This window comes from Bacillus sp. NPDC094106, assembly GCF_044764345.1.
In the GTDB taxonomy this organism is placed as follows: Bacteria; Bacillota; Bacilli; order Bacillales; family Bacillaceae_G; genus Bacillus_A.
In genome coordinates, this window is the sequence record NZ_JBIWHY010000002.1 from 229,279 (window position 1) to 252,662 (window position 23,384).

24 protein-coding genes, 1 pseudogene, 2 riboswitches and 2 other annotated features are annotated in these 23,384 nt (G+C 35.3%); of the genes and pseudogenes, 7 read left to right on the forward strand and 18 right to left on the reverse strand.

The genetic code is table 11. From position 1 onward, the window contains the following. Positions 1-261: 261 nt before the first annotated feature. The gene (locus tag ACIQ7L_RS04005) at positions 262-486 is read right to left on the reverse strand and encodes a hypothetical protein (RefSeq protein ID WP_400566829.1); all 225 of its coding nucleotides are present in this window, start codon (positions 484-486) and stop codon (positions 262-264) included. Between the two features lie 196 nt (positions 487-682). Between ACIQ7L_RS04005 and ACIQ7L_RS04010 the strand changes: the two genes are divergently transcribed. Next, on the forward strand, positions 683-1,195 hold the full coding sequence (locus ACIQ7L_RS04010; RefSeq protein WP_400566832.1) for a Crp/Fnr family transcriptional regulator: 513 nt from the start codon (positions 683-685) through the stop codon (positions 1,193-1,195). A gap of 51 nt (positions 1,196-1,246) precedes the next feature. On the opposite strand, the gene hmpA is transcribed toward ACIQ7L_RS04010, so the two are convergent. The 3 genes from hmpA to ACIQ7L_RS04025 all read right to left on the reverse strand — a co-directional run bounded on the left by hmpA (position 1,247) and on the right by ACIQ7L_RS04025 (position 4,408). After that, positions 1,247-2,455: an NO-inducible flavohemoprotein gene (hmpA, locus tag ACIQ7L_RS04015; protein WP_400566833.1), complete on the reverse strand. Its 1,209-nt coding sequence runs from the start codon at positions 2,453-2,455 to the stop codon at positions 1,247-1,249. Between the two features lie 207 nt (positions 2,456-2,662). Then, positions 2,663-3,184 carry a hypothetical protein gene (locus ACIQ7L_RS04020; protein WP_400566835.1) on the reverse strand — a complete coding sequence of 174 codons (522 nt, stop codon included), beginning with the start codon at positions 3,182-3,184 and terminating at the stop codon, positions 2,663-2,665. Between the two features lie 123 nt (positions 3,185-3,307). Then, complete coding sequence (locus tag ACIQ7L_RS04025) at positions 3,308-4,408, reverse strand: site-2 protease family protein (protein WP_400566838.1); 1,101 nt, start codon at positions 4,406-4,408, stop codon at positions 3,308-3,310. 118 nt (positions 4,409-4,526) lie between these two features. Here ACIQ7L_RS04025 and ACIQ7L_RS04030 point away from each other — a divergent pair, with 118 nt between their 5' ends. After that, a complete protein-coding gene (locus tag ACIQ7L_RS04030) occupies positions 4,527-4,724 on the forward strand; it encodes a hypothetical protein (protein WP_097897296.1) in 198 nt (65 codons plus the stop codon). Between the two features lie 52 nt (positions 4,725-4,776). Here ACIQ7L_RS04030 and ACIQ7L_RS04035 read toward each other — a convergent pair whose 3' ends face one another. After that, complete coding sequence (locus ACIQ7L_RS04035) at positions 4,777-5,628, reverse strand: YhfM domain-containing protein (protein ID WP_483861801.1); 852 nt, start codon at positions 5,626-5,628, stop codon at positions 4,777-4,779. Positions 5,629-5,737: 109 nt separating this feature from the next. Here ACIQ7L_RS04035 and ACIQ7L_RS04040 point away from each other — a divergent pair, with 109 nt between their 5' ends. Beyond that, complete coding sequence (locus tag ACIQ7L_RS04040) at positions 5,738-6,514, forward strand: class I SAM-dependent methyltransferase (protein WP_400566841.1); 777 nt, start codon at positions 5,738-5,740, stop codon at positions 6,512-6,514. Positions 6,515-6,549: 35 nt separating this feature from the next. On the opposite strand, the gene ACIQ7L_RS04045 is transcribed toward ACIQ7L_RS04040, so the two are convergent. Continuing rightward, positions 6,550-6,759, reverse strand: coding sequence for a hypothetical protein (locus tag ACIQ7L_RS04045; RefSeq protein WP_400566842.1), 210 nt, complete (start codon positions 6,757-6,759; stop codon positions 6,550-6,552). A gap of 474 nt (positions 6,760-7,233) precedes the next feature. After that, positions 7,234-7,492, forward strand: a binding site (T-box leader). Between the two features lie 58 nt (positions 7,493-7,550). On the opposite strand from ACIQ7L_RS04045, the gene brnQ3 reads away from it, so the two are divergent. Continuing rightward, a complete protein-coding gene (gene brnQ3, locus ACIQ7L_RS04050; protein WP_400566844.1) occupies positions 7,551-8,906 on the forward strand; it encodes a branched-chain amino acid transport system II carrier protein BrnQ3 in 1,356 nt (451 codons plus the stop codon). Here brnQ3 and ACIQ7L_RS04055 read toward each other — a convergent pair. The 7 genes and pseudogenes from ACIQ7L_RS04055 to ACIQ7L_RS04085 all read right to left on the reverse strand — a co-directional run bounded on the left by ACIQ7L_RS04055 (position 8,903) and on the right by ACIQ7L_RS04085 (position 13,113). Continuing rightward, entirely contained in the window at positions 8,903-9,106 is a 204-nt protein-coding gene (locus ACIQ7L_RS04055; RefSeq protein WP_400567140.1) for a DUF3992 domain-containing protein, read from the reverse strand. The two genes, brnQ3 and ACIQ7L_RS04055, sit on opposite strands and share 4 nt — an antisense overlap. Before the next feature lie 138 nt (positions 9,107-9,244). After that, positions 9,245-9,391 (reverse strand): annotated as a pseudogene (locus tag ACIQ7L_RS04060) (DUF3992 domain-containing protein); the annotation flags it as partial. A gap of 124 nt (positions 9,392-9,515) precedes the next feature. Beyond that, entirely contained in the window at positions 9,516-10,148 is a 633-nt protein-coding gene (locus ACIQ7L_RS04065) for a response regulator (RefSeq protein WP_097897300.1), read from the reverse strand. Continuing rightward, positions 10,141-11,202 (reverse strand): sensor histidine kinase, encoded by a 1,062-nt coding sequence (locus tag ACIQ7L_RS04070; protein ID WP_400566847.1) that lies wholly within the window; start codon positions 11,200-11,202, stop codon positions 10,141-10,143. The genes ACIQ7L_RS04065 and ACIQ7L_RS04070 overlap by 8 nt, the downstream gene beginning before the upstream one ends. Beyond that, positions 11,202-11,942, reverse strand: coding sequence for a cell wall-active antibiotics response protein LiaF (liaF, locus tag ACIQ7L_RS04075; protein ID WP_400566850.1), 741 nt, complete (start codon positions 11,940-11,942; stop codon positions 11,202-11,204). The genes ACIQ7L_RS04070 and liaF overlap by 1 nt, the downstream gene beginning before the upstream one ends. A 107-nt stretch (positions 11,943-12,049) precedes the next feature. Beyond that, on the reverse strand, positions 12,050-12,712 hold the full coding sequence (locus ACIQ7L_RS04080) for a PspA/IM30 family protein (protein WP_400566852.1): 663 nt from the start codon (positions 12,710-12,712) through the stop codon (positions 12,050-12,052). Positions 12,713-12,756: 44 nt separating this feature from the next. Beyond that, on the reverse strand, positions 12,757-13,113 hold the full coding sequence (locus ACIQ7L_RS04085) for a lmo0954 family membrane protein (protein WP_097897304.1): 357 nt from the start codon (positions 13,111-13,113) through the stop codon (positions 12,757-12,759). A 357-nt stretch (positions 13,114-13,470) separates the two neighbouring features. On the opposite strand from ACIQ7L_RS04085, the gene ACIQ7L_RS04090 reads away from it, so the two are divergent. Together ACIQ7L_RS04090 and ACIQ7L_RS04095 are read left to right on the forward strand one after the other, a co-directional pair. After that, positions 13,471-13,863, forward strand: a complete 393-nt coding sequence (locus tag ACIQ7L_RS04090; protein WP_400566856.1) for a RidA family protein — start codon at positions 13,471-13,473, stop codon at positions 13,861-13,863. 172 nt (positions 13,864-14,035) lie between these two features. Beyond that, positions 14,036-14,458 (forward strand): GNAT family N-acetyltransferase, encoded by a 423-nt coding sequence (locus tag ACIQ7L_RS04095; protein WP_400566859.1) that lies wholly within the window; start codon positions 14,036-14,038, stop codon positions 14,456-14,458. A gap of 65 nt (positions 14,459-14,523) precedes the next feature. On the opposite strand, the gene ACIQ7L_RS04100 is transcribed toward ACIQ7L_RS04095, so the two are convergent. The 3 genes from ACIQ7L_RS04100 to gltP form a co-directional block, all read right to left on the reverse strand. Beyond that, on the reverse strand, positions 14,524-15,840 hold the full coding sequence (locus ACIQ7L_RS04100; RefSeq protein ID WP_400566861.1) for a Na+/H+ antiporter NhaC family protein: 1,317 nt from the start codon (positions 15,838-15,840) through the stop codon (positions 14,524-14,526). Between the two features lie 94 nt (positions 15,841-15,934). Next, a riboswitch (SAM riboswitch) is annotated at positions 15,935-16,038 on the reverse strand. A 147-nt stretch (positions 16,039-16,185) separates the two neighbouring features. Continuing rightward, on the reverse strand, positions 16,186-16,704 hold the full coding sequence (locus ACIQ7L_RS04105; protein ID WP_400566863.1) for a ribonuclease FAU-1 family protein: 519 nt from the start codon (positions 16,702-16,704) through the stop codon (positions 16,186-16,188). A gap of 65 nt (positions 16,705-16,769) precedes the next feature. Next, positions 16,770-18,041 (reverse strand): glutamate/aspartate:proton symporter GltP, encoded by a 1,272-nt coding sequence (gltP, locus tag ACIQ7L_RS04110; RefSeq protein ID WP_097897307.1) that lies wholly within the window; start codon positions 18,039-18,041, stop codon positions 16,770-16,772. Between the two features lie 417 nt (positions 18,042-18,458). Here gltP and ACIQ7L_RS04115 point away from each other — a divergent pair, with 417 nt between their 5' ends. Continuing rightward, entirely contained in the window at positions 18,459-19,715 is a 1,257-nt protein-coding gene (locus ACIQ7L_RS04115; protein WP_400566865.1) for a murein hydrolase activator EnvC family protein, read from the forward strand. Between the two features lie 32 nt (positions 19,716-19,747). Here the strand turns inward: ACIQ7L_RS04115 and ACIQ7L_RS04120 are convergent, their stop codons facing one another. After that, positions 19,748-21,106, reverse strand: coding sequence for a sodium-dependent transporter (locus tag ACIQ7L_RS04120; protein WP_400566868.1), 1,359 nt, complete (start codon positions 21,104-21,106; stop codon positions 19,748-19,750). Positions 21,107-21,217: 111 nt separating this feature from the next. Next, positions 21,218-21,463: a binding site (T-box leader), on the reverse strand. Positions 21,464-21,762: 299 nt separating this feature from the next. After that, a riboswitch (SAM riboswitch) is annotated at positions 21,763-21,872 on the reverse strand. A 93-nt stretch (positions 21,873-21,965) separates the two neighbouring features. Beyond that, a complete protein-coding gene (gene lysA, locus ACIQ7L_RS04125; RefSeq protein WP_400567141.1) occupies positions 21,966-23,282 on the reverse strand; it encodes a diaminopimelate decarboxylase in 1,317 nt (438 codons plus the stop codon). Positions 23,283-23,384: the final 102 nt, after the last annotated feature.

Consider the following 23,384-nt stretch of genomic DNA (forward strand, 5'->3'; position numbering starts at 1 on the left):
CGCAAGAATATAAAAATGACCCTAACAAGACACATAATACTACGCACACACACAACAACATCAAATTTGAAATATGTAATTTGTTCAAGTTGACCACTCCTATACTTGTGACTGTTATCCTTATGATAGCGAAAAAACAGGTACCTTGCCGTTACAATGTGCTAACAATGCAAAATCAATTATTACAAATTTCAGCTGTTTGTTGCATACAGTTGTATAATCTATCGATTCAATAAAAAAAGATGTCATATTGACATCTTTTTAGTGAAGGAGTGACCACCCCATAAAATCTTCATGTACTTGACGTGCTCGTTTATCATTTCGGTCATACAGTTCAGCATAACTATCTGTCTCTTCATCGTAAGCCATTGTATAAATAATTTGGCCATCTATTTCCACTGATAGAACGACTCCACCTTTCATCTCCTCCACATGTATGGTGGCATTAGCTGGAATTTTCATATCAGTCATCTTCGCATCTAACAATATACTAAACCCCCTACAGCGTATTCATTGCTAGTACTATTACACACTAAATAGTATACTACTGTAATAGCATACATTTCGTCAATAAAATTGCTGTTTTGTAAGCTTATCTTCTTTTATATTTATATTTTTAATACAGAAACACTATAAATCGGTTAAAATGAACCAGTAGGAATGCTTAAATGAGGTGCTAACATTGATTTTACATAAAGGAGACATATTATTTCGTCAAGGTGAAGAAGGGCCCTTATACTTTATTAAAAGTGGTCTATTGAAAGTTGTTCGATTACAAGAAGATGGAACACCATTTTTATTTAACATCATTGTTCCTGGTGAAACAATTCCTCACCATTCTTTAATTTCACCGAAGGAGTATCATGGTACAACAATTGCTTTAATGAAAACAGAAGTCGAGCCTATTATAAGTAATACATGGTATGAAAAACTACAGGAGAATCCAGAATCATATGCTGATATCGCCATGCAACTACAAACGAAATTACGAATGATGCAAGAGCGAATTGATCAATTAACAACAGTTTCTCCAAAAGAACGACTCCATCGTTTACAAGAATGGTTTGCCTTATATTTAGGAGAAATTTCTATCTATGAAATATTAACACAAACCGAAATTGGTCAACTCATAGGAGTACGACGCGAAACAGTAAATCGCTTATTACGAGAGCAAGCAAAAAACGAGGTGCAATAACACCTCGTTTTTTCTTTATAACCCCATTCTTATATAGCAAGGTGGTAGTTGCTATTGCAAGCTTGCTGCTGGTCCAAAAAATTCATAATGAATACGCTCAGATGGAACGCCCCACTCTAGTAATGCCGCATGAATATGTTTCATAAATGGTACTGGACCACAGAAATAAAATTCAGCTTCATTTGTCGGAACGATAGATTGTAACCAAGCTAAATCAACAAATCCTTCCTTATCAAAGTTTTTCACCTGTAAATCTTGTTCTGTTGGTGAAGAGTAGCAAGTATATACTTTTACTTGTTCGTGTGTTTCAGCAACTTTTTGCACATGATCTTTCATTGCATGTACACGGCTGTTTAATGCTGCATGAATAAAGTATATATCACGATTCAACTCTTGTTCAGTTAAAGTATTAAACATACTCATCATCGGCGTAATACCAACACCACCACTTATTAATACAACCGGTAAGTTTGAATCCATATTTAATACAAAATCTCCCGCTGGTGCACTTATTGGTAAAATATCACCTTCTTGCACATGGTCGTGTAAATAATGAGATACCTTTCCATCTGGAGTATCTGCAACCGTTTCACGTTTTACACTAATACGGTAGTAGTCTTTTCCAGAAGCATCTGATAGACTATACTGACGATTATGTGTATATGTTTCGCCTTTTATATTGATTTGAACCGTTACATACTGACCAGGTAAGAATGTTGAAAGCTCTCCACCATCTTCCGGTTTTAAATAAAACGATGTAATTACGTCGCTTTCTTTTTCTTTTTTCACAACGACAAAATTACGGAAATCTCTCCAGCCGCCTTCTTTTTTCGCTGCCTCTTCATACATTCCTGCTTCAACACTAATAAATGCATCAGCAATAACACCATAAGCTTCTCCCCAAGCATTTAATACTTCCTCTGGCGCCCCTGCAACTTCTTTAATTGCTTGTAATAAGCATGTACCTACAATTGGATAATGTTCTGCTTTAACGCCTAAACTTCTATGTTTATGAGCAATTTGTTTTACAACAGGAATGATGACTTCTAAATTATCAATATATGTCGCTGCTGCATACACAGCGTTCGCTAATGCTTGTTGTTGTCTACCTTTTTTCTGGTTTGTATGATTAAAAATATTCAATAACTCAGGATGCTCTGAGAATAAAATTTGATAAAATCGTGTTGTAATCTCAACACCTTTTTCTTGTAATAATGGTACTGTTGATTTTACAATTTCAATTGTTTTTGCACTTAACATGGTATCCCACTCCTTTATTTTCTTAACTATTGTTAGTGTAAACAAAATATACAATGAACGTTGTGATTTTAATCACTATAAACACGGTGTTTTTGTGAAAAATATATGAACGATTCAAATTACTCTCACATTACTGCTATTAAATCACCCTGTCCATACTTTACCTATCGTTCCCACAAAAAAATAAGCTAACCAAAACAGGCTAGCTTATGACTGCGATTGTAGGACTTGTTCAATGACCTGTACATCTTTTCCGTCTCCAAACTCTGTGTATCCCCATATATTTGTTTCACCTGTATATTTATTTACAAAAATGTCTAAATCGTGATAAACACGGTGAGCATAAACTACATATTCAATTTTCCTAGTTTCTATGCCCTTTTTCATTATTTCATAACTTCGTCTTACATCTCTCTTCATCTTCTCATTTTTTATTTCTTTATATATATCTTTTAAAGACGGTTCTTGTTCTTGAAACCACTGCACAAGGTGATTCCAATCCCCTTCCGTATACTTCTCAGCTTTACCATAATTTAAGAAATTGTTATAATTTTCATGTGTCGTGCGGATGAATTGTAATACATTTTTCTTTTCTTCCACACGCTCCACGTTTGGTATTGCAGATATGCCAGCAGGTTTATTTGCATAGTATAACAATACTTTCAGACATCCATAGCTCGCAATTCCCATCACAATTATAGTTCCAAGTATGGCAAATATTTTCTTCATATACCAAACTCCTTTTCCACTATGAACATTACATTTATTTTCACAAATCGTTATATTTGTAACATTCTCTTGTAAAAACGGAATTCCTGTATAAATACTTCTCATCATTTCGACACTGTTTTTCTACACATTTCGCTGTGGCAAGTATTCCTGTAAAATGAAATGCCCTTCGTAAGCAGCATAACCTAATATTGCAAGTAATCCCATATAACAAACAAACACTATCCACCTTGCTTTAGCATCTACTTTATAATAATCTTCTTGTTGTTTCTTTTCTTTTTTCCATTCATTCATTTTTCTTTCTGATACTTCTAATGTTTCTTTTATCCGAAGTAAATGTTCTTCTTTTTCATCTTCATACGGTACATAATCAAACTGCTCAAATTTGGGTAATAAGTACTCCAATACTTCAATCCTTTGACGCTCTCCTGTTTCTAACCGATTCTCTTTTTCTTTTTGCTTTAATAGATTCATTTCATGATGGATCATATAGATTGTTCGATGTACGGCTTCTGTTTCTTGAAATTCCTCTTGAAATTTGGCAAGATATGTTTTCAGCACATCTACTTTATAGCCCAGTTCTTCTATCGGTTTATTTCGCTTCATTATTCTATACAATTCCATACAACCTATTATAAAAATAAAACCACCCATAATGCTTTTGAAGAAAATAGAATAACCCAGTAATACAACCAGACCTACGATCCAAATTTTTGTACTTACAACGGAAATAATTCGTCCTCCATCTAACGGAGAAACCGGAATCAAGTTAAAAAAGTTCAACATACTTCCAAGTAAAATAACAAGGGCCCAAAATGGTTCATTTGTTATCATATAGAGCGGAATAGCTGGTAAAAATGATAATAATCCAAAAAGAGGCCCCATGTATGCAAGATATGCTTCATCCTTTGCATTTTTCGGCAACTCTTTCATTCCAATAAGAGCACCCATAAATGGAATAAAAATTGCTGGAGATGTCGGTATACCTTTTCTTCTTGCTGCCCACAAATGTCCCATTTCATGAACAAAAAGCAGATAAATCAGTGCTACACCAAATTTCCAACCATATATAGTTGCATATGCCCCAAGTGAAAGTAACATACTAAACACCGTTGAAAATTTTGCAAATTTTAAAATTGCGAATACCCATTTCAGCTTAGAAAGCAGAAATATTCCTACTGCGGCTAAAATTCCCCATAATCCTTTTGTATTATTCTTTTTCATATTCCTCTCCTTTGCTCTCTCTTTTTTTCCATTATGCCATATTTTTTTATTTTATTGGAAATCATGTTTATAACATCCAAATTTAGACGAAAATAACATTGAAAGGAGGTCGCACAAAATGACATTACAATCTTTCATAATAGGTACTCTTTCCTTTTTAGCTTCCACACTTATTTTTTATACAGTTAGTTATGTACTACTATTAGATTGGTTACCGAATCACCTATTAATTTCCTTGATTGTTCTTTCTGCTCTTATGATTTCTTATCTTATTACACGAAAATCAATTAATGAGCCTTCTACAAAAACAAAATAATAGAGTGGGCCTTCGGGCTCACTCTATTATCATTTCCTAGGAAAAATTGTATCTATCTTTGTAAATTCATTTTTTCACCATAATCTTTTACAATTTGAATAATATTTTGAAATGTACCGACTTTTGCTTTATTATGATTTAATACTTGTAAATCATAATGATCATAATAAGTTTCTAATGCTTTTAGCTGAGAAGTTGATGCACTCTCTATAGGTACAGTAAGGTGTACTTCATACTTTTTATATCCTTCTCTAACTTTTTCTCCTGCAATAGGCCCACTCATTTTTTTTTCGACTATCTGTTGTACTTTTTCCGGAAAGATCAATTGAAAATAATACTCTCCTTCTGTTTCTAACGTTTTATATAAAGAATCCGAGATGGTATAAAATACAGTGTAGTTAATTTTTTTCTCATCCGTTTTAATATGGAAAGCAGTAATTTGCATGTCCTTTTTTGTCACTTCTGTTAAAACGTTCCCTTTTGTATCATCATTTTTCTGCTTTTCACCAATTGAAAGTATTGATAAAAGCTTTTCTGTATCAGGTTTTGTAAGCATATACGTCCCTTTTTGATTTTGCAGCCAACCCTCGCGTGATTCTCCTCTAAGCCACGCACGATACGTTTCCTTCTTTCCCTTCTTCTCAACCTGTATTTCATACTCTGGTTCCCCAAAACTTCCTGTTATCTCTTGTTTCTCAGCTTTATTCATAATATCCACTACAATCTTTGCTTCTTCCTGTTTTAAAACCTTTTCTATCTTCCCTTTTTGTATAACCGTTACTTGTAAGGTTCCCTCCATACGACTCACCGTCTCTTCTACTTGTTTCTTCTCCTTTTTTTGTTCCATTTGACCACATGATGCTAATAATAAGACAAATAAAAATAGTAAATATTTCTTAATCAACCCTATTTCCCCCTATTTAGCATAAGAAATGCTTATTATTCTTAACAATAAAACAAAAACGTTATGTACGATGGAATAAGATATACTATATATGAAGGGAGGCTTTCACATGTCCATTAATTTTCACGATCCTAATAATAAGTATACCTATGCCACACGCAACGCAGACGTTTCTTGGGGTGAAATGATCCAAAGCATTATAGATGTAAAAAATAAAAAAATAATCGATATTGGCTGCGGTGGCGGCATTTATACGAAAGAGCTTTCATTTATGGGGGCTAAAAAAGTTGTTGGTTTCGATTTTTCAAAAGAAATGTTACAAGCCGCAGAAGAAAATTGTGCTGCATTCTCAAACATCTCATTTGTTCATGGCGATGCACATCATCTCCCATTTGTTAACGAAACATTTGATATTGTAATTTCCCGTGCTGTTATTCATCATTTACAAGACATTCCTAAATTTTTACTAGAAGCTTCTCGTATCTTAAAAAAAGATGGAATGTTGATTCTGCAAGATCGAACAATTGAAGATTGTACAATTCCCGGAAGCCCAGAACACATTCGTGGGTATTTTTTCTCTATTTATCCGAAACTCATTCAAACAGAGGCAAAACGAAGACCAAAGGCTGCCTTTGTACAGCAATTATTAACAAAAAGCGGTCTACACCCTCTACCGTTTCAAACGATATGGGAAATTCGAAAGATTCACGATTCGATTGAAACATTACTACAAGATTTGTCGCCACGAATAGGTCGATCTATTTTATACGAACTAACAGACAGCGAACTTTCTCAGCTTCTACACCATATTCACACTGAACTGAACAACATTGCTCCAATTGTCGAACGTGACCGCTGGACGATTTGGAGCGCTACAAAAGCGTAAGGAAGCCTCACATCATTTTGTGAGGCTTCCTCCTTTCATAATCTAATTTTGCAACACTCTTGATAGCCTCCACTTCTGGCCTGTGCACTTCCACACTTCGGACATACTAAATATCTAGATTGATTTGTCAACAAACTACCTTTTTGAAAGAGTAACACTTCTGCTTGTTTAAACGAACGTGAATAATATAACCATATAAAACCACAAATGGCGATAATCCCTAATAATACTCCCATCGCAAGCATTTCAGTCACCTCTTTTTGGTTTGTTTTTTCCAACAAGTGGATTGTTGTATTATTCTCTATAAATTTTTAAAATTCCTGCTTTCCTTTTTAATTGTCATATTTCTCAAAAAATTTAACAATCCCCCATACAGTTTTACATACTTTTTACAAAAATCGATTCCTCTCCCTCATACAATAAAGTGAAAGCTTTTGCATATTATATTCACTCAATTTCACACATATAAGTCGCTGCTACACAGAATAAAGTATGACCTGCACTCTCTTTCTCCCTTTGCTTTCACCCTTGCATGTGACAGGAAAAGGACCTGGCCGCTTCTATGCATGGCCAAATGCTCCCGTCCCCCTAAAAAGATAGGGGTCTTTATGTCGGTTTTTCAACTTGTATTTATATAGATACATCTCTTTAAAATTTTATTCAAAAAATCTATTGACTTTACTAAAAAAACATGTGAAAATACTGTCAGAATACTTAAATAAAATTCATTGACGAGAACGAGTACGTTATAGGGCTGTTCCCCAGAGAGTTGGCATTTTGCTGAAAGCCAATGTTCAGTACGTAACCGAAAATCATCTCCGAGAAGTAGAACCGAAGAATGTAGTAAGTTCTTACCGGCTGTCCCCCGTTACAAGGAACACGTATCATGTTGTACGTTGCAAAGCCGTATACATATAGATATATTTCTACATGTATAAATTAGGGTGGTATCGCGGGTAAATATAACTCGTCCCTTTATTAAGGGACGAGTTTTTTGTATTCTTACGGATGAATTTTTATAACAGGAGGAACAACAATGAACACCGTATCAAAAAAACATGTATTTTTCACGGGTCTTATGCTATTTTCTTTATTTTTTGGGGCAGGTAATTTAATTTTCCCTCCAATGCTTGGTCAAAATGCTGGTGAACACTTTTGGCCAGCTATGATTGGATTTTTATTAACAGGAGTTGGTTTACCATTATTAACTGTTATTGCAATCTCTCTTTCGGGAAATGGAATGCAGCAACTTGCAAGTCATGTCCACCCAATATTCGGAATTTTCTTTACGATTGTTGTCTATATTGCGATTGGTCCATCTATGGGAATTCCACGTGTTGCTAACGTCGCTTATGAAATGGGCGTTAGCTCCTTTTTACCAGAAGCAGTTCGTACTAGCGAGTTAACATTATTTGTTTATACCATTATTTTCTTTGCCATTGTATATTGTCTCAGCTTAAATCCTTCTAAACTAGTAGACCGGATCGGGAATGTATTAACACCTATTTTATTACTTTCTATTTTCGTATTGTTTGTAAAAAGTGTTTTTACACCACTTGGACAATCAGGTCCAGCAATGCAAGAGTATCAAACTTCTCCAATTTTCAAAGGATTTATGGAAGGTTATTTAACGATGGATACGATCTCAGCACTTGCATTTGGAATTATTGTCGTGAATGCAATCCGTTCTAAAGGTGTAGAAAATCGTAAATCAATTGCTATCGCAACGGCAAAAGCAGGACTTGTTGCAGCTACTGGGCTTGTACTTGTATACGGGGCACTTGGTTGGCTCGGTGCAACTAGCGTTTCTCTTGGATATGCAAAAAATGGTGGACAATTACTGACGGTTATTGTTCAACAATTATTTGGTCCTTACGGTCTTGCTTTATTAGCAGTTATCGTTACATTGGCTTGTTTAACAACATGCGTTGGACTTGTATCGGCATGTAGCCAATATTTCTCAACATTATTTACAAAATTTTCATACAAAAGTCTAGCAGGTATCATTTGCGCATTAGGACTTCTAGTAGCAAATCTAGGTTTAACAAAAATCATTGCGATCTCTGTTCCAGTATTACTTGTTGTATATCCAATCGCTATCGTACTCGTACTATTATCACTACTTCATAAATACTTCGGTGGTTACCGCTCTGTTTATGTCGGTGCTTTAATCGGCGCTGCAATTGTGAGTGTATTCGATGGATTCAAACAAGGAAATATAACAGTCACATTCCTTACTTCTTACTTTGAATTGATCCCTTTATATACTGAAGGAATTGGCTGGCTCTTACCAGCACTAACAGGAGCAATAATCGGTCTTATAATCGCCAAGTTAAAGGGGACAAAACCAGTACCACTAATGGAAAACTCCTCTGAACTTAAAGCATCTTAATCAAAAACTCCCATTAAGGGAGTTTTTGATATTTGATAGGAATCATGATTAAAACTACTTACTCTATATGCTTTCGTATCATACTCAAGATTCATATCAACCGTTTCTACTTTTACCACACCATAACAATCTTTTTGTTTTACTAGAAATAGATAAATCCATTTTAATTTTTCGACATCTAAATCTCTGCTATGCGGAATAAAAAGTAACCTACACTCATTTGCTCTTTCTGTTTTTACTTCGCATGTGGCAGAAAAAGGCCCTGATGACCGCTTCTATGCATGGCCAGATGATCTCTCCCACCTAAAAAGATGGGGGTTTATGCCGGTTTTTTAATTGATATATAGATAATATTCTTCTGTAGCTTCAATTATCGCAATACAATCTGTCTCAATATCATATTGCGTATGAAGTGCCTGTAATGCATTCACGTAATTCCCTAACTTTTCGTTCTTGCTCATTTCAAATATTGTTTGAACTAACATACACACACTCCCCCTTTGTATGTATTATTTTCGCTTAAATGATAGCGCTTTCAATAAATCACATCAATAAAGAAAACTTCCACCACTCCAATAGCTCCTATATGTGTATAGTGGAAGTTCCAACTTATTTTGTTAATTGATGTCTAAACGCATAAATAACCGCCTGTGTACGATCACTTACATTTAATTTATTTAAAATATTACTCACATGCGTCTTTACTGTTTTGAGTGCAATAAATAGCTCATCTGCAATTTCTTGATTACTCTTACCCTCTGCAATTAATAATAAGATTTCAAACTCTCTTTCTGTTAAATCTTCATGCAAAGGTTGTTCTTTTTTTTGACGCATTCGGGACATCATCTTCCCAGTAACTTTTGGTTCTAACACTGTTTCTCCATCATAAGTCGCTCGTACTGCATCTGCAATATCACTTGCTCTTGACGTTTTTAGCAAATAACTTGTCGCCCCTGCCTCAATAACAGGATATAACTTTTCATCATCTAGAAAGCTTGTTACGACTACAATTTTAGCCTCAGGCCATTCTTGAATAATCGCACGCGTTGCCTCAACGCCATCCATTTCATCCATAACAAGATCCATTAAAATAATATCCGGTCTTAATTCTAGCGCTAATTCTGAACCTTTTCTTCCATTTTCAGCTTCCCCAACTACTTCGATATCTGGTTGAGTCGATAAATATGCGGATACACCCATTCGAACCATTTCATGATCATCAACAAGCAATACTTTAATCATGCTGCTCCCCCTCTCTCTCTATCATAATTGGTACTTTTACTTCAATTTGTGTACCTTTATTCGGAAAACTAAGCACTTTTAATGTTCCACCAATTTCATGGACACGCTCTTGAATAGACCTTAAGCCATATGATCCAGCCTTATTAACACCTACTTCAAACCCAACACCATCATCAATTATTTTTAAAATAGCATATTGATCGATTTGACGAAGACGTACTTCTGTTTTCTTTGCTTTCGCATGTCGTAACGTGTTAGACAACGCTTCTTGTACAATACGGAACAAATGATCTTCCACACCCTTTTTTAATTGGATGGGCTCAATCAACCATTCAATTTTCATATGTTGTTTTCTAGAAAGTTCTGTTAACAGCTCTTCTATACCTTCTGTTAATTTTTTCCCTTCTAATTGTACAGGACGTAAATGAAGAAGCAATGCTCTCATTTCCGATTGCGCATTTACCACCATATTTTCAACAAGTTGCAATTGCTTTCTTGTTGTTTCTGGAATTTGAGTTACCTGTTCATTAATTGCTGACATCATCATAGACATTGCAAACAGCTGCTGACTCACTGAATCATGCAGTTCTCTTGCTAATCGATGCCTTTCTTGAGAAATAGCTTCCTGTCTCATCTCTTCATTCCAATGAGCTCGTTCATTCGTTACCTTTTGAAATAAACCGGCCTGTTCCTCTAATCTTCGGGCCAGCGCAATAACTTTTCGCTCTACTTCATGGAATTCATCTTCCGCAGTAAACGAAACGTCCTTTGGAAAATTCCCACGTTCTACTTCAAACAAAAAAGTATTTAAGCCTTGAATGCGCTGCTGCATATAGTAACCAATGGCATATCCTACAATTCCTCCAATAAGAAGACTTGTACTCATGATTAACAAGCCAATTGGAACAGAAGCAATGGATTCTTTCCATAACAAATCATATACATCTTGTTTACTTTTCCATACATATACAACCGTACAAATAAGTGCAATACTTACAGAAGATAACATAGAATAACGAATGTACATCCATGAAATATTTCTTTGCTTTTTCATTATACTTTCCTCACTTCCGTATCGCCTACGACAAGCGAAGAAATAATTTTAATACGCCGAGGAGCTTCTCTATACTGTTCTGTTTTAAATGTAACATTTCGATTAAATCCTGTTTCTTCATGTCCTGGCAGCAGTACTCTACCAACAATAACAGAGTGATTTAAAGATAATTCAATATCGTACGGAACATACAACCGAATATTTCCAATAACACCACGAATAACAATGACTGTTTCTCCTTCGGGAATCATTGCTGTCGTCAAATCAATTTCAATGTCACAAACCCCATACTGAACATTAATATCCTCTAACTCATAAATATGATCCATCATTCGTACGTTACCTACCATCATATTTTTCAGGTATGGTTCTGTGCGATAAATTTGTTTATCTTCATCTATATATCCTTTTTCCTTAATTTCCACTTGGATAACTTTTTGCTTCTGCTGTCCTTGAATAAGTTGATAACCGATAAAAGCTAAGCAAGCAAATACAACGAGCACAAAAGCCGCTGATGAAAATAGGAAGAATAAAAAAATGAGACCTCCGATAAATAAAAACACGTTCCCTCTCACATAACGATTCTTTTTTCGATAATGCCTTCCGAACACAATCATAATAACTGCAAAAATAAGGCCCCCAGGTTCAAAACGCCCCAAAATCATGTCAAGAAAAAGACCGAATCCAAATATGATGAGGAGCATCCCCACGAATTGTGTTTTTGAAAATTGTTGCTTCATTTCAGCTCCCCCCTTCTTGTTACATATAAATAGAAGAAAAAGGCATTGCTTTCCAACCCCTTTTCTTCTATCACTATATCATAAGCTCATTTTATAATATACTACAATTATTTTATTACTTCTTTGTTTAAAGATACTTCATTTTTTTCTTTCATTTCACGCTCAAGCTTTGCAATTTTCATATCAAATGTATCACGTTCATGATCTTCATTCACGCGAAGCTCTAAATCACGAATATGATCTTCAATTTCTTCAAATCGTAAGAATGGATTATTCTCATCCATTTTATGAAGAGCCGTATTCATACGACGATTTGCATGTGCCATATTTTCGCGTGCCATTAATTCCATGCGTTTTGCATTCATTTCTTTTAGCTTGTTTTTCATTTCAGAAAGACGACGTTCTAACTCATCAATTTGTTCCACTACACCTGCATACATTTCTTCTAAGCGAGCTACTTGCCCTTCATAGTATGCTACTTCTTCTAATGCACGTTCATGCAACTGCATTTCCCCTGCTTCTTTTGCAATTATTGCCTGCTTAGATCTCTTATTTATGAAATAACGAGCCTGCTCAAGTTCACGAGCAAAGTTAGCTTTTAATGTTTTATGTCGCTGAATTAGCTTTTCAATTTTTGTTACTTCACGCTCGCTATCACGTAAATATTGGTTTAACATAGCGATTGGATTTTTTCTTTCTTTCTCATCTAAAACATTATGAAAATCTGCTAAAATTGCATCGCGTACACGTCCAAATAAAGATTGTTTCATTATAATCTTCCTCTCTTCTACTTTATGATTTAATTTGTTTTATATTAGTTTTTCATTAACTTGTTCCACTCATCTTCAAAGTTGCTATATGGTTTAGAACCTTCTGAAGCAGAATTTACTACTACATCTTTTTCTTTTTTCCATTCACGGTATCCGTAGTATAGAACTACCAGTGCTGCGATACCGATTAATGCTGGGGAATTAGAAAGGGCGATTGACAAGCCGATTAAACCGACAATACCCCAAGCTAACTTTCCAAAAAATGATTGTGCTCGCACAAATGATTTATAGCTCCAGTACACAATCCCTGCTCCAATTGCGAATCCTACAATACCAGCAAGACTACCAAGAGCAATTAAGGCCAAAATACCAGCCGCGATAAACGCTAGAAATTGTTTCATCTTGTGCTTGCCTCCCTTCGATTTGATACTCTTATCTTAACTATTTTTTCTTTTTTCCATAACGAGCTTAAGAACCGTTTTCATCTCAGACTTAAGACCGAGTATCATTCAGCCCTTTGCAAATTCCGTATACATGCGTAACGACACTATATGGAAACAAAGACTTTTCTACCACTTCGAATGATTATGTTTGGTTTAAAATTCAATAAAATTGAAAAAGACAATAAATCATCTATATGTGCGAGTCTTCATTAAATTACAACTCTAAAAATTTTTTAGAAAATTATGTTAAAATAAACGAAAGGCTATATGTAGCTCTAAAGTTTAATCAAAATAAAATAGAAAAGGATTGATTATGTGAAAGTCTCTAGAAATCCAAAAGAAATTCACTCACCAGTAGCCCCTTATGTACACCAAATTGAAGTGACTGGACCTAATAGATGGTTAACATTATCTGGACAATTAGGTATGAAAGTTGACGGAACTGTACCTGAAGATCCATTAGAACAAATGAAGTTAGCACTAGACAATATCTTAAAAAATCTTGAATCTGCTAACATGGGTGTTCAAGATTTAACAAAGCTAGTATTTTATTTAGTAGAAGAAATTGACTCTGATCAAAGAAAAAAAGCAATCAGTGACTTTCTTGATGGTCACCTTCCTTGTACGACAATGATTTATGTAGTCGCATTAGCTGCACCTGTCTTCAAAGTTGAGATTGATGCTTGGGCATGTAAAGAAACGAAATAATCCAAATTTTTAAAACAACAAATAATAAAAGCTATGTATCTTCCAGTGTAAATTCTCCTTAATTCATTTTGACTAAATAGCAAATTAAGGAGATAGTTCAATTAAACCAACATTGCATAGTCCGATTTTATTTCAAATCTACTCTATATCCAAATAAAGGGAGACATATATCATGAATTTACATATTACAAAAGAAATGAATACTACCGATAAAAACTATATAAACAATGCACTTTACGAATATAATTTAAAACATTTCCCACCAGATTTAAGAGGAAGATACTCAGAAATTCATTTATTTCTTAAAGATGAAAATGACAAAGTTCACGGAGGACTATTAGGTGAGGTTTGCTGGAATTGGTTAGAGATTCATACTCTTATGATTGATGAAGACATCCGTAAATTAGGATACGGATCTCAATTATTGTTAGAAGTAGAAAAAATCGCTTTAGAGAAAAATTGTGACTTCATAAAAGTAGATACTTTAAGTTTTCAGGCATTAGATTTTTATAAAAAACACGGTTATCAGGAGTTTGGTGTCCTTGATAATGTAGGAAGAGATTATAAACATTACTATTTAAAGAAAGATTTATAAGTAACAAAAAAACGCCCAGTATTTATTGTCTGAGCGTTTTTTATTCTACACTATTTACATGAAAGCTATGCTGTTTTATGATATTGCTTTTTTTCCGCTACTTTTGAAAATCGAGGAAAACCAATTAGAATAGAAACTATACCACATACCCCAACTAAAATTGGATAAAATGCGTATGGTAACAATTCAATTGGAGATACTGCAGCAAATCCTGCTGCCGTCAACATTTGTGCTCCATATGGAATTAATCCTTGTACACAACATGAGAAAAGATCCAATACACTTGCTGATTTTCGTGGATCAATTTCGTATTGATCTGCAATATTTTTCGCAAGTGGTCCAGTGAAAATAATAGAGATTGTATTATTTGCTGTGCACATATTCGTCATACTAACTAAGCCAGCAATCCCAAACTCTGCACCCTTTTTCGAGCGAATATTACATGTTAATATATTCATCAAATATTGAATACCACCATTATATTGAATGATTTCAACCATTCCGCCAATTAAAATTGCTAATAGTACTAACTCCATCATGCCACCGATTCCCGTTGTTACACTTTTAAAGAAACTTGCCAATGTATAGCTTCCATCTATCAAACCGATCATTCCTGATAAAACCGTTCCACCTGTTAATACAACAAGAACATTACACCCAAGTAACGCTGTAATAAGCACACCTGCATATGGCAAGATTTTCACCCAATCAAACGTATGAGCTTTCATTTCCGTATGGTTTCCTAATGTAAGGAAAACTAATAATATAATCGTAATAACTGCAGCTGGTAACACAATTAAAAAGTTTGTTTTAAATTTATCTTTCATTTCAGTTCCTTGTGAACGAACCGCTGCAATTGTCGTATCAGAAATAAATGATAGATTGTCACCAAACATCGCACCGCCAACAACTGTTCCCATTGTTAATGCAATAGAAATATCGGTTTGCTGACTAATCCCTACTGCAATTGGTGCTAACGCGGCAATCGTTCCCATCGAAGTTCCCATTGCTAATGAAATAAAGGCCCCTATAACAAAAATTCCTGCAACGATAAACCCTTGCGGCAAAATAGACAGCGCTAAATTTACTGTAGAGTCAACTCCACCCATTCCTTTTGCTGTTTCAGAAAATGCACCTGCAAGTACAAAAATTAACACCATAATCATAATATCCGGATTACCAGCGCCCTTGGCAAACCGTTCAACTTTTGCTGTAAAGCTTTCTTTACGATTCATTGCCAAAGCAACCCCTACAGCAATTAAAATCGCTACGAGTATCGGTAATTTATAGAAATCACCTGTAATAATTCCAGAACCAATAAATAGTGCCAAAAATATTCCAAGCGGCAATAAAGCTAAACCATTTCCTCTCGTTTCTTTCAAAGTATCATCTCTCCCTAGTTTTAAACCTTTTCTAATCAATAACAAAAGACCTCTTCCGAAAAGAAGAGGTCTTATACATCTATAAGAAACACTCTTCTCATCTTTCAAGCACATGCTTGCTGGATTTGGCACAGCACTCATCTTGAGTCCGCTGCCGAGGCATCGTAGGGCCAGTCCCTCCGCCTCTCTTTATAAGAAGGTTTCATATTTTATTTTTGATAATCATTTCTTCCCTAACTTTACTCGCTTACAAATCAAAAGTCAATTATTATTTGCATAAAAATAATTGGTATTTTTTGATATTTACAAAAACACGAATACATGAGCATCTTGAAAAGAAAATGGTCACTTTAATTTTCGAATTTCTTTTTCTAGAATTGTAATCCAAGGAAAATTTTCTTTTTCAATTACTTCGAGAAGCCATTTTACCGTATCCCACGCTACGTTATATTCTTCTTTAGAAATATCTCCATCTATATAGGCCTCTTCTAATTCATCTTCGTCCAGCAAATATACATCACCATTAGGTAATAACACTACGTCCAAATATAAATCATCGAAATATGGCATACCTCTCTCATCTATTTCAAACTCTTTTGCTACATCAATATAATATTGTACTAATTTCTGTTCTTCATTTAGCATAGCTGTAATTGCAAAATTTTTACCGTTTATGAAGTACTGCACCCATGTGTATCCATCATTGACAATGCAAAGTTTTTGATTATTATATTGCTTGTAACTAGGCTCTTTCACTTTTTTCATATGCAGTATCCCTAACATGCCTTGCTCTATTGTCTTCACTTCATATCTTTTCTCTATTAACCGTTTCCATGAAGAACCGTCTCCGTATTTCCGTTTCATTATTCTCTCCTCTTTTCTATGCAAAAAAGCCCTCACATTTTATGCGAGGGCTTTTACAATAATTATTACGCTACTTGCTTTTCTGAAATCTCTTTTAAATAGGCTTGTCCTTTTTCTTCATCATATTGACCTTCCCACTTAGACATAACAACAGCTGCTAAAGAGTTACCTACTACGTTAACTGCTGTACGTGCCATATCTAAAATACGGTCAATACCTGCGATAAATGCCAAACCTTCTGCTGGAATGCCTACCGTACCAAGTGTTGCTAATAATACAACGAATGATACACCAGGTACACCTGCAATCCCTTTAGATGTAACCATTAATACAAGCATTAATGTAATTTGCTCTGTGATTGATAAATGAATACCATACATTTGTGCTAAGAAAATTGCCGCAATTGCTTGATATAATGTAGAGCCATCTAAGTTAAATGAGTAACCAGTCGGAATAACGAAAGATGAAATCGCTTTCGGACAACCGAACTTCTCCATCTTCTCCATGATTTTTGGTAAAACCGTCTCCGAACTTGCTGTAGAGTAAGCTAAAATAAGCTCCTCTTTTAAAATCTTAAAGAACTGGAATATGTTAATTCCAAATAATTTCGCCGTAAGCCCTAATACAACTACAACGAAGAATATCATAGATCCATAAACGACAATAACTAATTTTCCTAATGGAATTAATGACGAAAGACCAAATTTAGAAACTGTTACACCAATTAATGCAAATACTCCAAACGGTGCGAATTTCATTACTTGGTTTGTCACGTAAAACATTGCATCTGCTACACCTTGGAAAAATTGAAGAACGGGTCTTCCTCTTTCCCCAATTGCTGCAATCCCTAAACCAAATAATACAGAGAAGAAAATAATGGCAAGCATATCACCATCAGCTAACGACTTCATAATATTTGTCGGAACAATATTTACAAATGTATCCGCAAACGAATGGCTCTGTACTTGCTCTGTTGTAGATGTATATTTTGAAATATCCGTCTTTGTTAACTGATCCATATTCACGCCTTTTCCTGGTTGGAAAATATTCGCCACCAGTAGGCCAAGAACAATTGCAATTGTTGTAATGATTTCAAAATAAAGAATTGTCTTTCCGCCTAATCGCCCTAGCTTCTTCACATCACCAACACCAGCAACCCCAACAACAATGCTCGCTACGACAATCGGCACAACAATCATTTTAATTAATCGAATGAAAATATCACCAATTGGTTGTAAAAACTTTGCTACTTCTGCATTGCCATAAAAAATTGCCCCAACTGCAATACCAAGCGCAAGCCCTATTAAAATTTGCCATGCAAGTCCAATTCTTTTCATACTTGCTGTAACCCCCTTCTAAAGATGCTATAACTCTACCTTTCTCTATTTCTATAAACCAAGAAATTAAGAGTATTACATATTATTCGACAATTCACTACATTTGCCCCTGTTAAAAATGATAAAGCAAAAAATGAAATCTGACAACAAAATAAGTTTGCGTGAATATAAATAATTTTCTTGACAAAAAACGACCTGATGTAAGAAAACCTAACATGAGAACGATTCCCTACAAGGTATATCAACATTTCTTCTAATTATTTTCACAACAGAACATACCAATATAGGCAAAAAATTCCCTTAATTCCGACAAAAATCAGCAATTTTATAAATTTTTCTTTACATTATGATTACAATAATAGACAGCATTCTTCTTATTATGATATATACAATCATAGGGAAAGGAGCTAGACACCAATGAATAAGAAATTTGCAGCTTTTAGCGTTTTAGCAGCAGGAACTCTTTTTGTTTCTCCGTTGCTTTCACCAGTACACGCAGAAACAAGTCAAGATAAATTATCTACAATACAATCAGAATTAGAAGGAAAACAACAAGAATTACATAATAAATCGGCAGAAAAAGAACAGATGGAGAAAGAAATACAAGAGTTACAGAAGAAAATCGATGAATTAACAACTTCCATTAATAAAAATGAAGCTGATTTAAACGATACAAAAAAAGAAATTAGCAAAACACAGCAAATCATTACTGAGAAAAAGAAACACATTGAACAATTACAAAAGAATATTGACACACGTCAAGAAGTTATTAAAAAACGATTACAATCTATGCAAGAAAAACCGCGAACAAATATCATAACTGAAGTATTAACGAATTCAAACAACCTCGTAGACCTTGTTGATAATATGTATTCCGTTAGTTTGATTTTAAATAACGATACAGACATCGTAAAAAAACAGACACAAGATCAAGAAACTGTAAAATCTGAGAAAGAAGCTGTTGAAAAAAAAGAACAACAATTGAAAGAATCTGAGCACAAGCTAGAACAAAAACAACAAGAATTACAAGCAAATCAGCAGCAGCAACAAGCTCTCATTAACGATTTACACGTTAAAGTATCAAAAGTAGATTCAGAGATTGAAGGCTTAGAAGAATCAAAAAGCATTTTAGAGAACCAGCGACAAGCAGTTCAAAAAGCAATTGAAGAAGAAAAACGTGTGGAGGAAGCACGTAAAGCAGAAGAAGCCAAAAAGCAAGCTACTGCTTCCGCTAAAGAAAGCGGACAAGCCGCTCCAACACCACAAGATACAAATAAAAGCGGATTCATTAAACCAGCTGCTGGCTCAAAAACTTCTGGATTTGGTGCTCGCTCTATAGATAATCATAAAGGCATTGATATTGCCGCTTCTGGAACAGTTCCGATTATAGCTGCTGCCGATGGTGTTGTCATTCGATCTGAATTATCCTCTAGTTACGGAAATGTTGTATACTTATCACATCGTATAAATGGTAAAACTTACACAACTGTATACGCTCATATGAGCAGCCGCTCTGTATCTAATGGACAAACTGTGAAACAAGGTCAACAATTAGGATTCATGGGGAATACAGGTCAATCTTACGGACAGCATTTACATTTCGAACTTCATATTGGAGAATGGAATGTAGGTAAAACAAACGCAGTAGATCCTTCTCCTTATATCGGATTATAAAATAAAAAGGCGGGGGTTTATCCCCTGCCTTTTTACTTTGTGAAAATCTTAAATATACCAATTGCATTTAAAAATACAACCACAACTGTTATTGGAATAATATAACGCAGTAAGAAGAACCAAACGTTAAATAATGTTTTCCCTTTTGTTTCTGTAACTTCTAATTCTTTCATTAATAAATCCTTACTCATTTTATTCGGTACGAACAATGAAATTGCTAGTACTCCTAACGGAAGCAAGACATTACTTACCACAAAATCCACTAAATCAAAACATGTTTTTCCAAATATCTTTACATCACTCATAATTCCAAATGACAATGCCGCTGGAATTCCAAATGCAAAAATGAGTAATCCAATGATCAATGATGCAGAAGGACGTTTTTTCGCATTATCCTTCGCTACGGAAGCAACAACAATTTCGAGCATTGAAATGGCAGAAGTTAATGTTGCAAAGAAGAATAAAATCAAAAACATAATAAAGAAAAATTGTCCAAATGGTATTTTAGCAAATACAGCCGGAAGGATGATGAATAATAAACCTGGCCCTTCTGTCGGCTTAACCCCTAACGCAAAGATTGCTGGAAATATCGCAAGCCCCGCAAGGATTGTAATAAATACCGTTAAACTCACAATCGATGTCGCTGATTTTGCTAAATGCTCTTCCTTCTTTAAATATGAACTATATGTTACCATTACCGAAGCCCCTACTGTTAATGAAAAGAAGGATTGTCCCATCGCGTACAAAACAGTATCTGCTGTTAACTTTGAAAAATCTGGTTTTAAGAAGAACTCAACACCAGCCCATGCACCATCAAGTGTAAGAGCACGAATAATAATGGCAATAAATAAAATAAATAATAGCGGCATCATATACTTACTTGCCTTTTCTATCCCTTTCTCTACACCTTTACTTACAACAAAAATTGTGCAAAGCATAAAAATCAACTGAGCTCCAACTGCACTAGCTGGATTGGAAATTGTTTGTTCAAACAATTTTCCATATTCCACTGACCCACTCCAAAAGTGACCTGTCACACTATAATATAAATATAATAAAATCCAGCCACCTACTACACTATAAAAAGATAATACGCTAAAACAAGTGACAACTCCCATGCGACCAATCCATGGATATAGTTTACTATTCGGCACGAGTACTTTGTATGCAGTAACCGCTTCTTTTTGTGTACTACGCCCAATAACAAATTCAGCCAAAAGAAGGGGCATACCAATAAATATAGTTAATAATAAAAAGACTAGAAAAAATGCTCCCCCTCCGCCATTACCTGCAACATACGGAAACTTCCATATCGCCCCGAGTCCTACTGCGGCCCCGGCTGCCGCGAGTACAAAACCAATTTTCGACGTCCATTGCTGTGTTTCTTTCATAAATAATTTCTCCTTTTTGAATATTTGCACTTTTCTTAATTATACACTTTCACTTCATACTCGCACACCTCCTTTAGAAAATAAAAAAGTCCTCTACATGCTACGCTGCATGTAGAGGACGATATATGTAATAGAATACCGTGGTACCACCTCAATTGGATCAAAAACCCCACTTGTTCAGGTACAGGAAAACTCCGATACCCTATCCTTTTAACGGCAGAACCCGGGTTGCCTACTAAAATGTTCAGCATACCTCTCGCAAGCCCATTCTGTATATTTTATCGTACCGGGCTCACACCTTATCCCAGCTCTCTGAACGCATCAAATATACGTACTCTTCTTGCTCATCGATTTCATATATTGAAGTTACTTGTGATTATAGAATATATTACTATACTTGTAAAGGAGAATTTATTTTACATTTTCATACTTATGAAATCTATATATACATCAATTAAAAAACCGACATAAACTCACTCTTTTTAGATGGAAAAGAGCATCTGACCATGCATAGAAGCGGTTAGGGTCTTTTTCTGCCACATGCGAAGTAAAAACAGAAAGAGCAAACGAGTGTAAGTTACGTTTTATTCTGCATAGCAGGGAATTTAGATGCCGAAAAATTAAAATGGATTTATATATCCCACATGCACCTTTCTATCTAGCTCTTTTAAAAATGGATGCCATTTTGCTGGACTTAGCACCTTGCTACTATAAGCAGGTTGCTAATCTTCGTAGGGCCAATTCCCTCTGCTTCTCTTGATAAGATTTGTATTTTATCACAATTCTGATTTTCTCATCCCTAGTTTTCCAATATATATTTTAAAAGGAGTTGCTCCATTCGAACAACTCCTTTTATCATTTAAACAAGCTCTTTAATACGTATGCGATCGTTTCCAATTATATTTTCATATGTTTCACGTTCCACAACAATTTGTGATGTTCCACCTTTTGCAAATACTACAGCTGGTCTGCGAATACGATTATAATTATTCGCCATAGAATACCCATATGCTCCAGTACAAGAGATTGCCAGTAAATCAGAGGATACAACTTGCGGAAGATTTATGTCCCAAATAAGCATATCTCCGCTCTCACAACATTTTCCTGCAATCGAAACAACTTCTTCATTTTCTTCATTTCCCCGATTTGCTAGCATCGCCTCATAACGCGCTCCATATAATGCCGGTCTTAAATTATCTGTCATTCCACCATCAACTGAAACATATTTACGAATACCTGGGATATTTTTTACCGCTCCTACTGTATAAAGCGTTGTTCCTGCATCGCCAACAATACTTCGCCCAGGCTCAACCCATATTTCAGGAAGTGGATACTCACATGTTGTAAATTGTTCCCTCACCGCATTCGTTACCGCAAGCACATACGCTTCAAGTGTAAGGGGTGTATCAGATTCCGTATAGCGAATTCCAAACCCTCCGCCAACATTTAACACTGTTACTATATACCCTGTTTGTTCTCTTATTTCTTCTAAAAAGTTACGTAACACTTCAATTGCTCGAACGAACCCTGCTGTCTCGAAAATTTGTGAGCCAATGTGCGAGTGAATACCTAACACGTTATAATTTGACTTCTCTAATGCCATTTGAATCGCCTGTATCGCCTGACCAGTAGAAACCCCAAAACCAAATTTCGAATCATCTTGCCCTGTTGTTATATATTCATGTGTATGCGCCTCTACCCCAGGTGTCACACGAATTAATATGCTGACAATTTTTCCATACTGCACTGCTAAATCGTGCAATACTTCTAGCTCAAAGAAATTATCCACTACAAAACAACCAATGCCTGCTTGCAGGGCCATTATCATCTCTTCTTCCGTTTTATTATTTCCGTGAAAATGAATACGAGATGCTGGAAAACCCGCTTGCAAAGCTGTATATAGCTCTCCTCCAGAAACAACATCTAAAGACATATTTTCTTCACGAGCTACTCGGCACATCTCCATGCACAAGAACGCCTTACTTGCATATGCTACTTGGTAAGAGAATCCACTTTCCTGGAACGCACGATGGAATGCGCGACATTTTTCCCGAATAGTAACCTCATCGTACACATAAAGTGGTGTTCCATATGCTTTTGCTAATTGCGTTGTATCGCACCCTCCAATTTCTAAGTGTCCTTGCTCATTGATCCGACTTGTGCCGTGTAAATACATTTCAATTCCTCCCTTATTTCCTCTAAAACTCATAACCCCAATCTTCTATTCATTGCAGCACGCTTTTAGATAAACAAAAAACGCGCGGAACAATGTTCACAC

What these genes read in the sequence shown, in the direction of transcription:
- lysA (WP_400567141.1), bottom strand. Translation starts at nt 23,282, where the DNA reads ATGTATTTACACGGCACAAGTCGGATCAATGAGCAAGGACACTTAGAA.
- gltP (WP_097897307.1), bottom strand. Translation starts at nt 18,041, where the DNA reads ATGAAAAGAATTGGACTTGCATGGCAAATTTTAATAGGGCTTGCGCTT.
- hmpA (WP_400566833.1), bottom strand. Translation starts at nt 2,455, where the DNA reads ATGTTAAGTGCAAAAACAATTGAAATTGTAAAATCAACAGTACCATTA.
- ACIQ7L_RS04115 (WP_400566865.1), top strand. Translation starts at nt 18,459, where the DNA reads ATGAATAAGAAATTTGCAGCTTTTAGCGTTTTAGCAGCAGGAACTCTT.
- brnQ3 (WP_400566844.1), top strand. Translation starts at nt 7,551, where the DNA reads ATGAACACCGTATCAAAAAAACATGTATTTTTCACGGGTCTTATGCTA.
- ACIQ7L_RS04045 (WP_400566842.1), bottom strand. Translation starts at nt 6,759, where the DNA reads ATGCTTGCGATGGGAGTATTATTAGGGATTATCGCCATTTGTGGTTTT.
- ACIQ7L_RS04070 (WP_400566847.1), bottom strand. Translation starts at nt 11,202, where the DNA reads ATGAAAAAGCAAAGAAATATTTCATGGATGTACATTCGTTATTCTATG.
- ACIQ7L_RS04025 (WP_400566838.1), bottom strand. Translation starts at nt 4,408, where the DNA reads ATGAAAAAGAATAATACAAAAGGATTATGGGGAATTTTAGCCGCAGTA.
- ACIQ7L_RS04085 (WP_097897304.1), bottom strand. Translation starts at nt 13,113, where the DNA reads ATGAAACAATTTCTAGCGTTTATCGCGGCTGGTATTTTGGCCTTAATT.
- liaF (WP_400566850.1), bottom strand. Translation starts at nt 11,942, where the DNA reads ATGAAGCAACAATTTTCAAAAACACAATTCGTGGGGATGCTCCTCATC.
- ACIQ7L_RS04020 (WP_400566835.1), bottom strand. Translation starts at nt 3,184, where the DNA reads ATGAAGAAAATATTTGCCATACTTGGAACTATAATTGTGATGGGAATT.
- ACIQ7L_RS04080 (WP_400566852.1), bottom strand. Translation starts at nt 12,712, where the DNA reads ATGAAACAATCTTTATTTGGACGTGTACGCGATGCAATTTTAGCAGAT.
- ACIQ7L_RS04120 (WP_400566868.1), bottom strand. Translation starts at nt 21,106, where the DNA reads ATGAAAGAAACACAGCAATGGACGTCGAAAATTGGTTTTGTACTCGCG.
- ACIQ7L_RS04065 (WP_097897300.1), bottom strand. Translation starts at nt 10,148, where the DNA reads ATGATTAAAGTATTGCTTGTTGATGATCATGAAATGGTTCGAATGGGT.
- ACIQ7L_RS04030 (WP_097897296.1), top strand. Translation starts at nt 4,527, where the DNA reads ATGACATTACAATCTTTCATAATAGGTACTCTTTCCTTTTTAGCTTCC.
- ACIQ7L_RS04040 (WP_400566841.1), top strand. Translation starts at nt 5,738, where the DNA reads ATGTCCATTAATTTTCACGATCCTAATAATAAGTATACCTATGCCACA.
- ACIQ7L_RS04105 (WP_400566863.1), bottom strand. Translation starts at nt 16,704, where the DNA reads ATGAAACGGAAATACGGAGACGGTTCTTCATGGAAACGGTTAATAGAG.
- ACIQ7L_RS04095 (WP_400566859.1), top strand. Translation starts at nt 14,036, where the DNA reads ATGAATTTACATATTACAAAAGAAATGAATACTACCGATAAAAACTAT.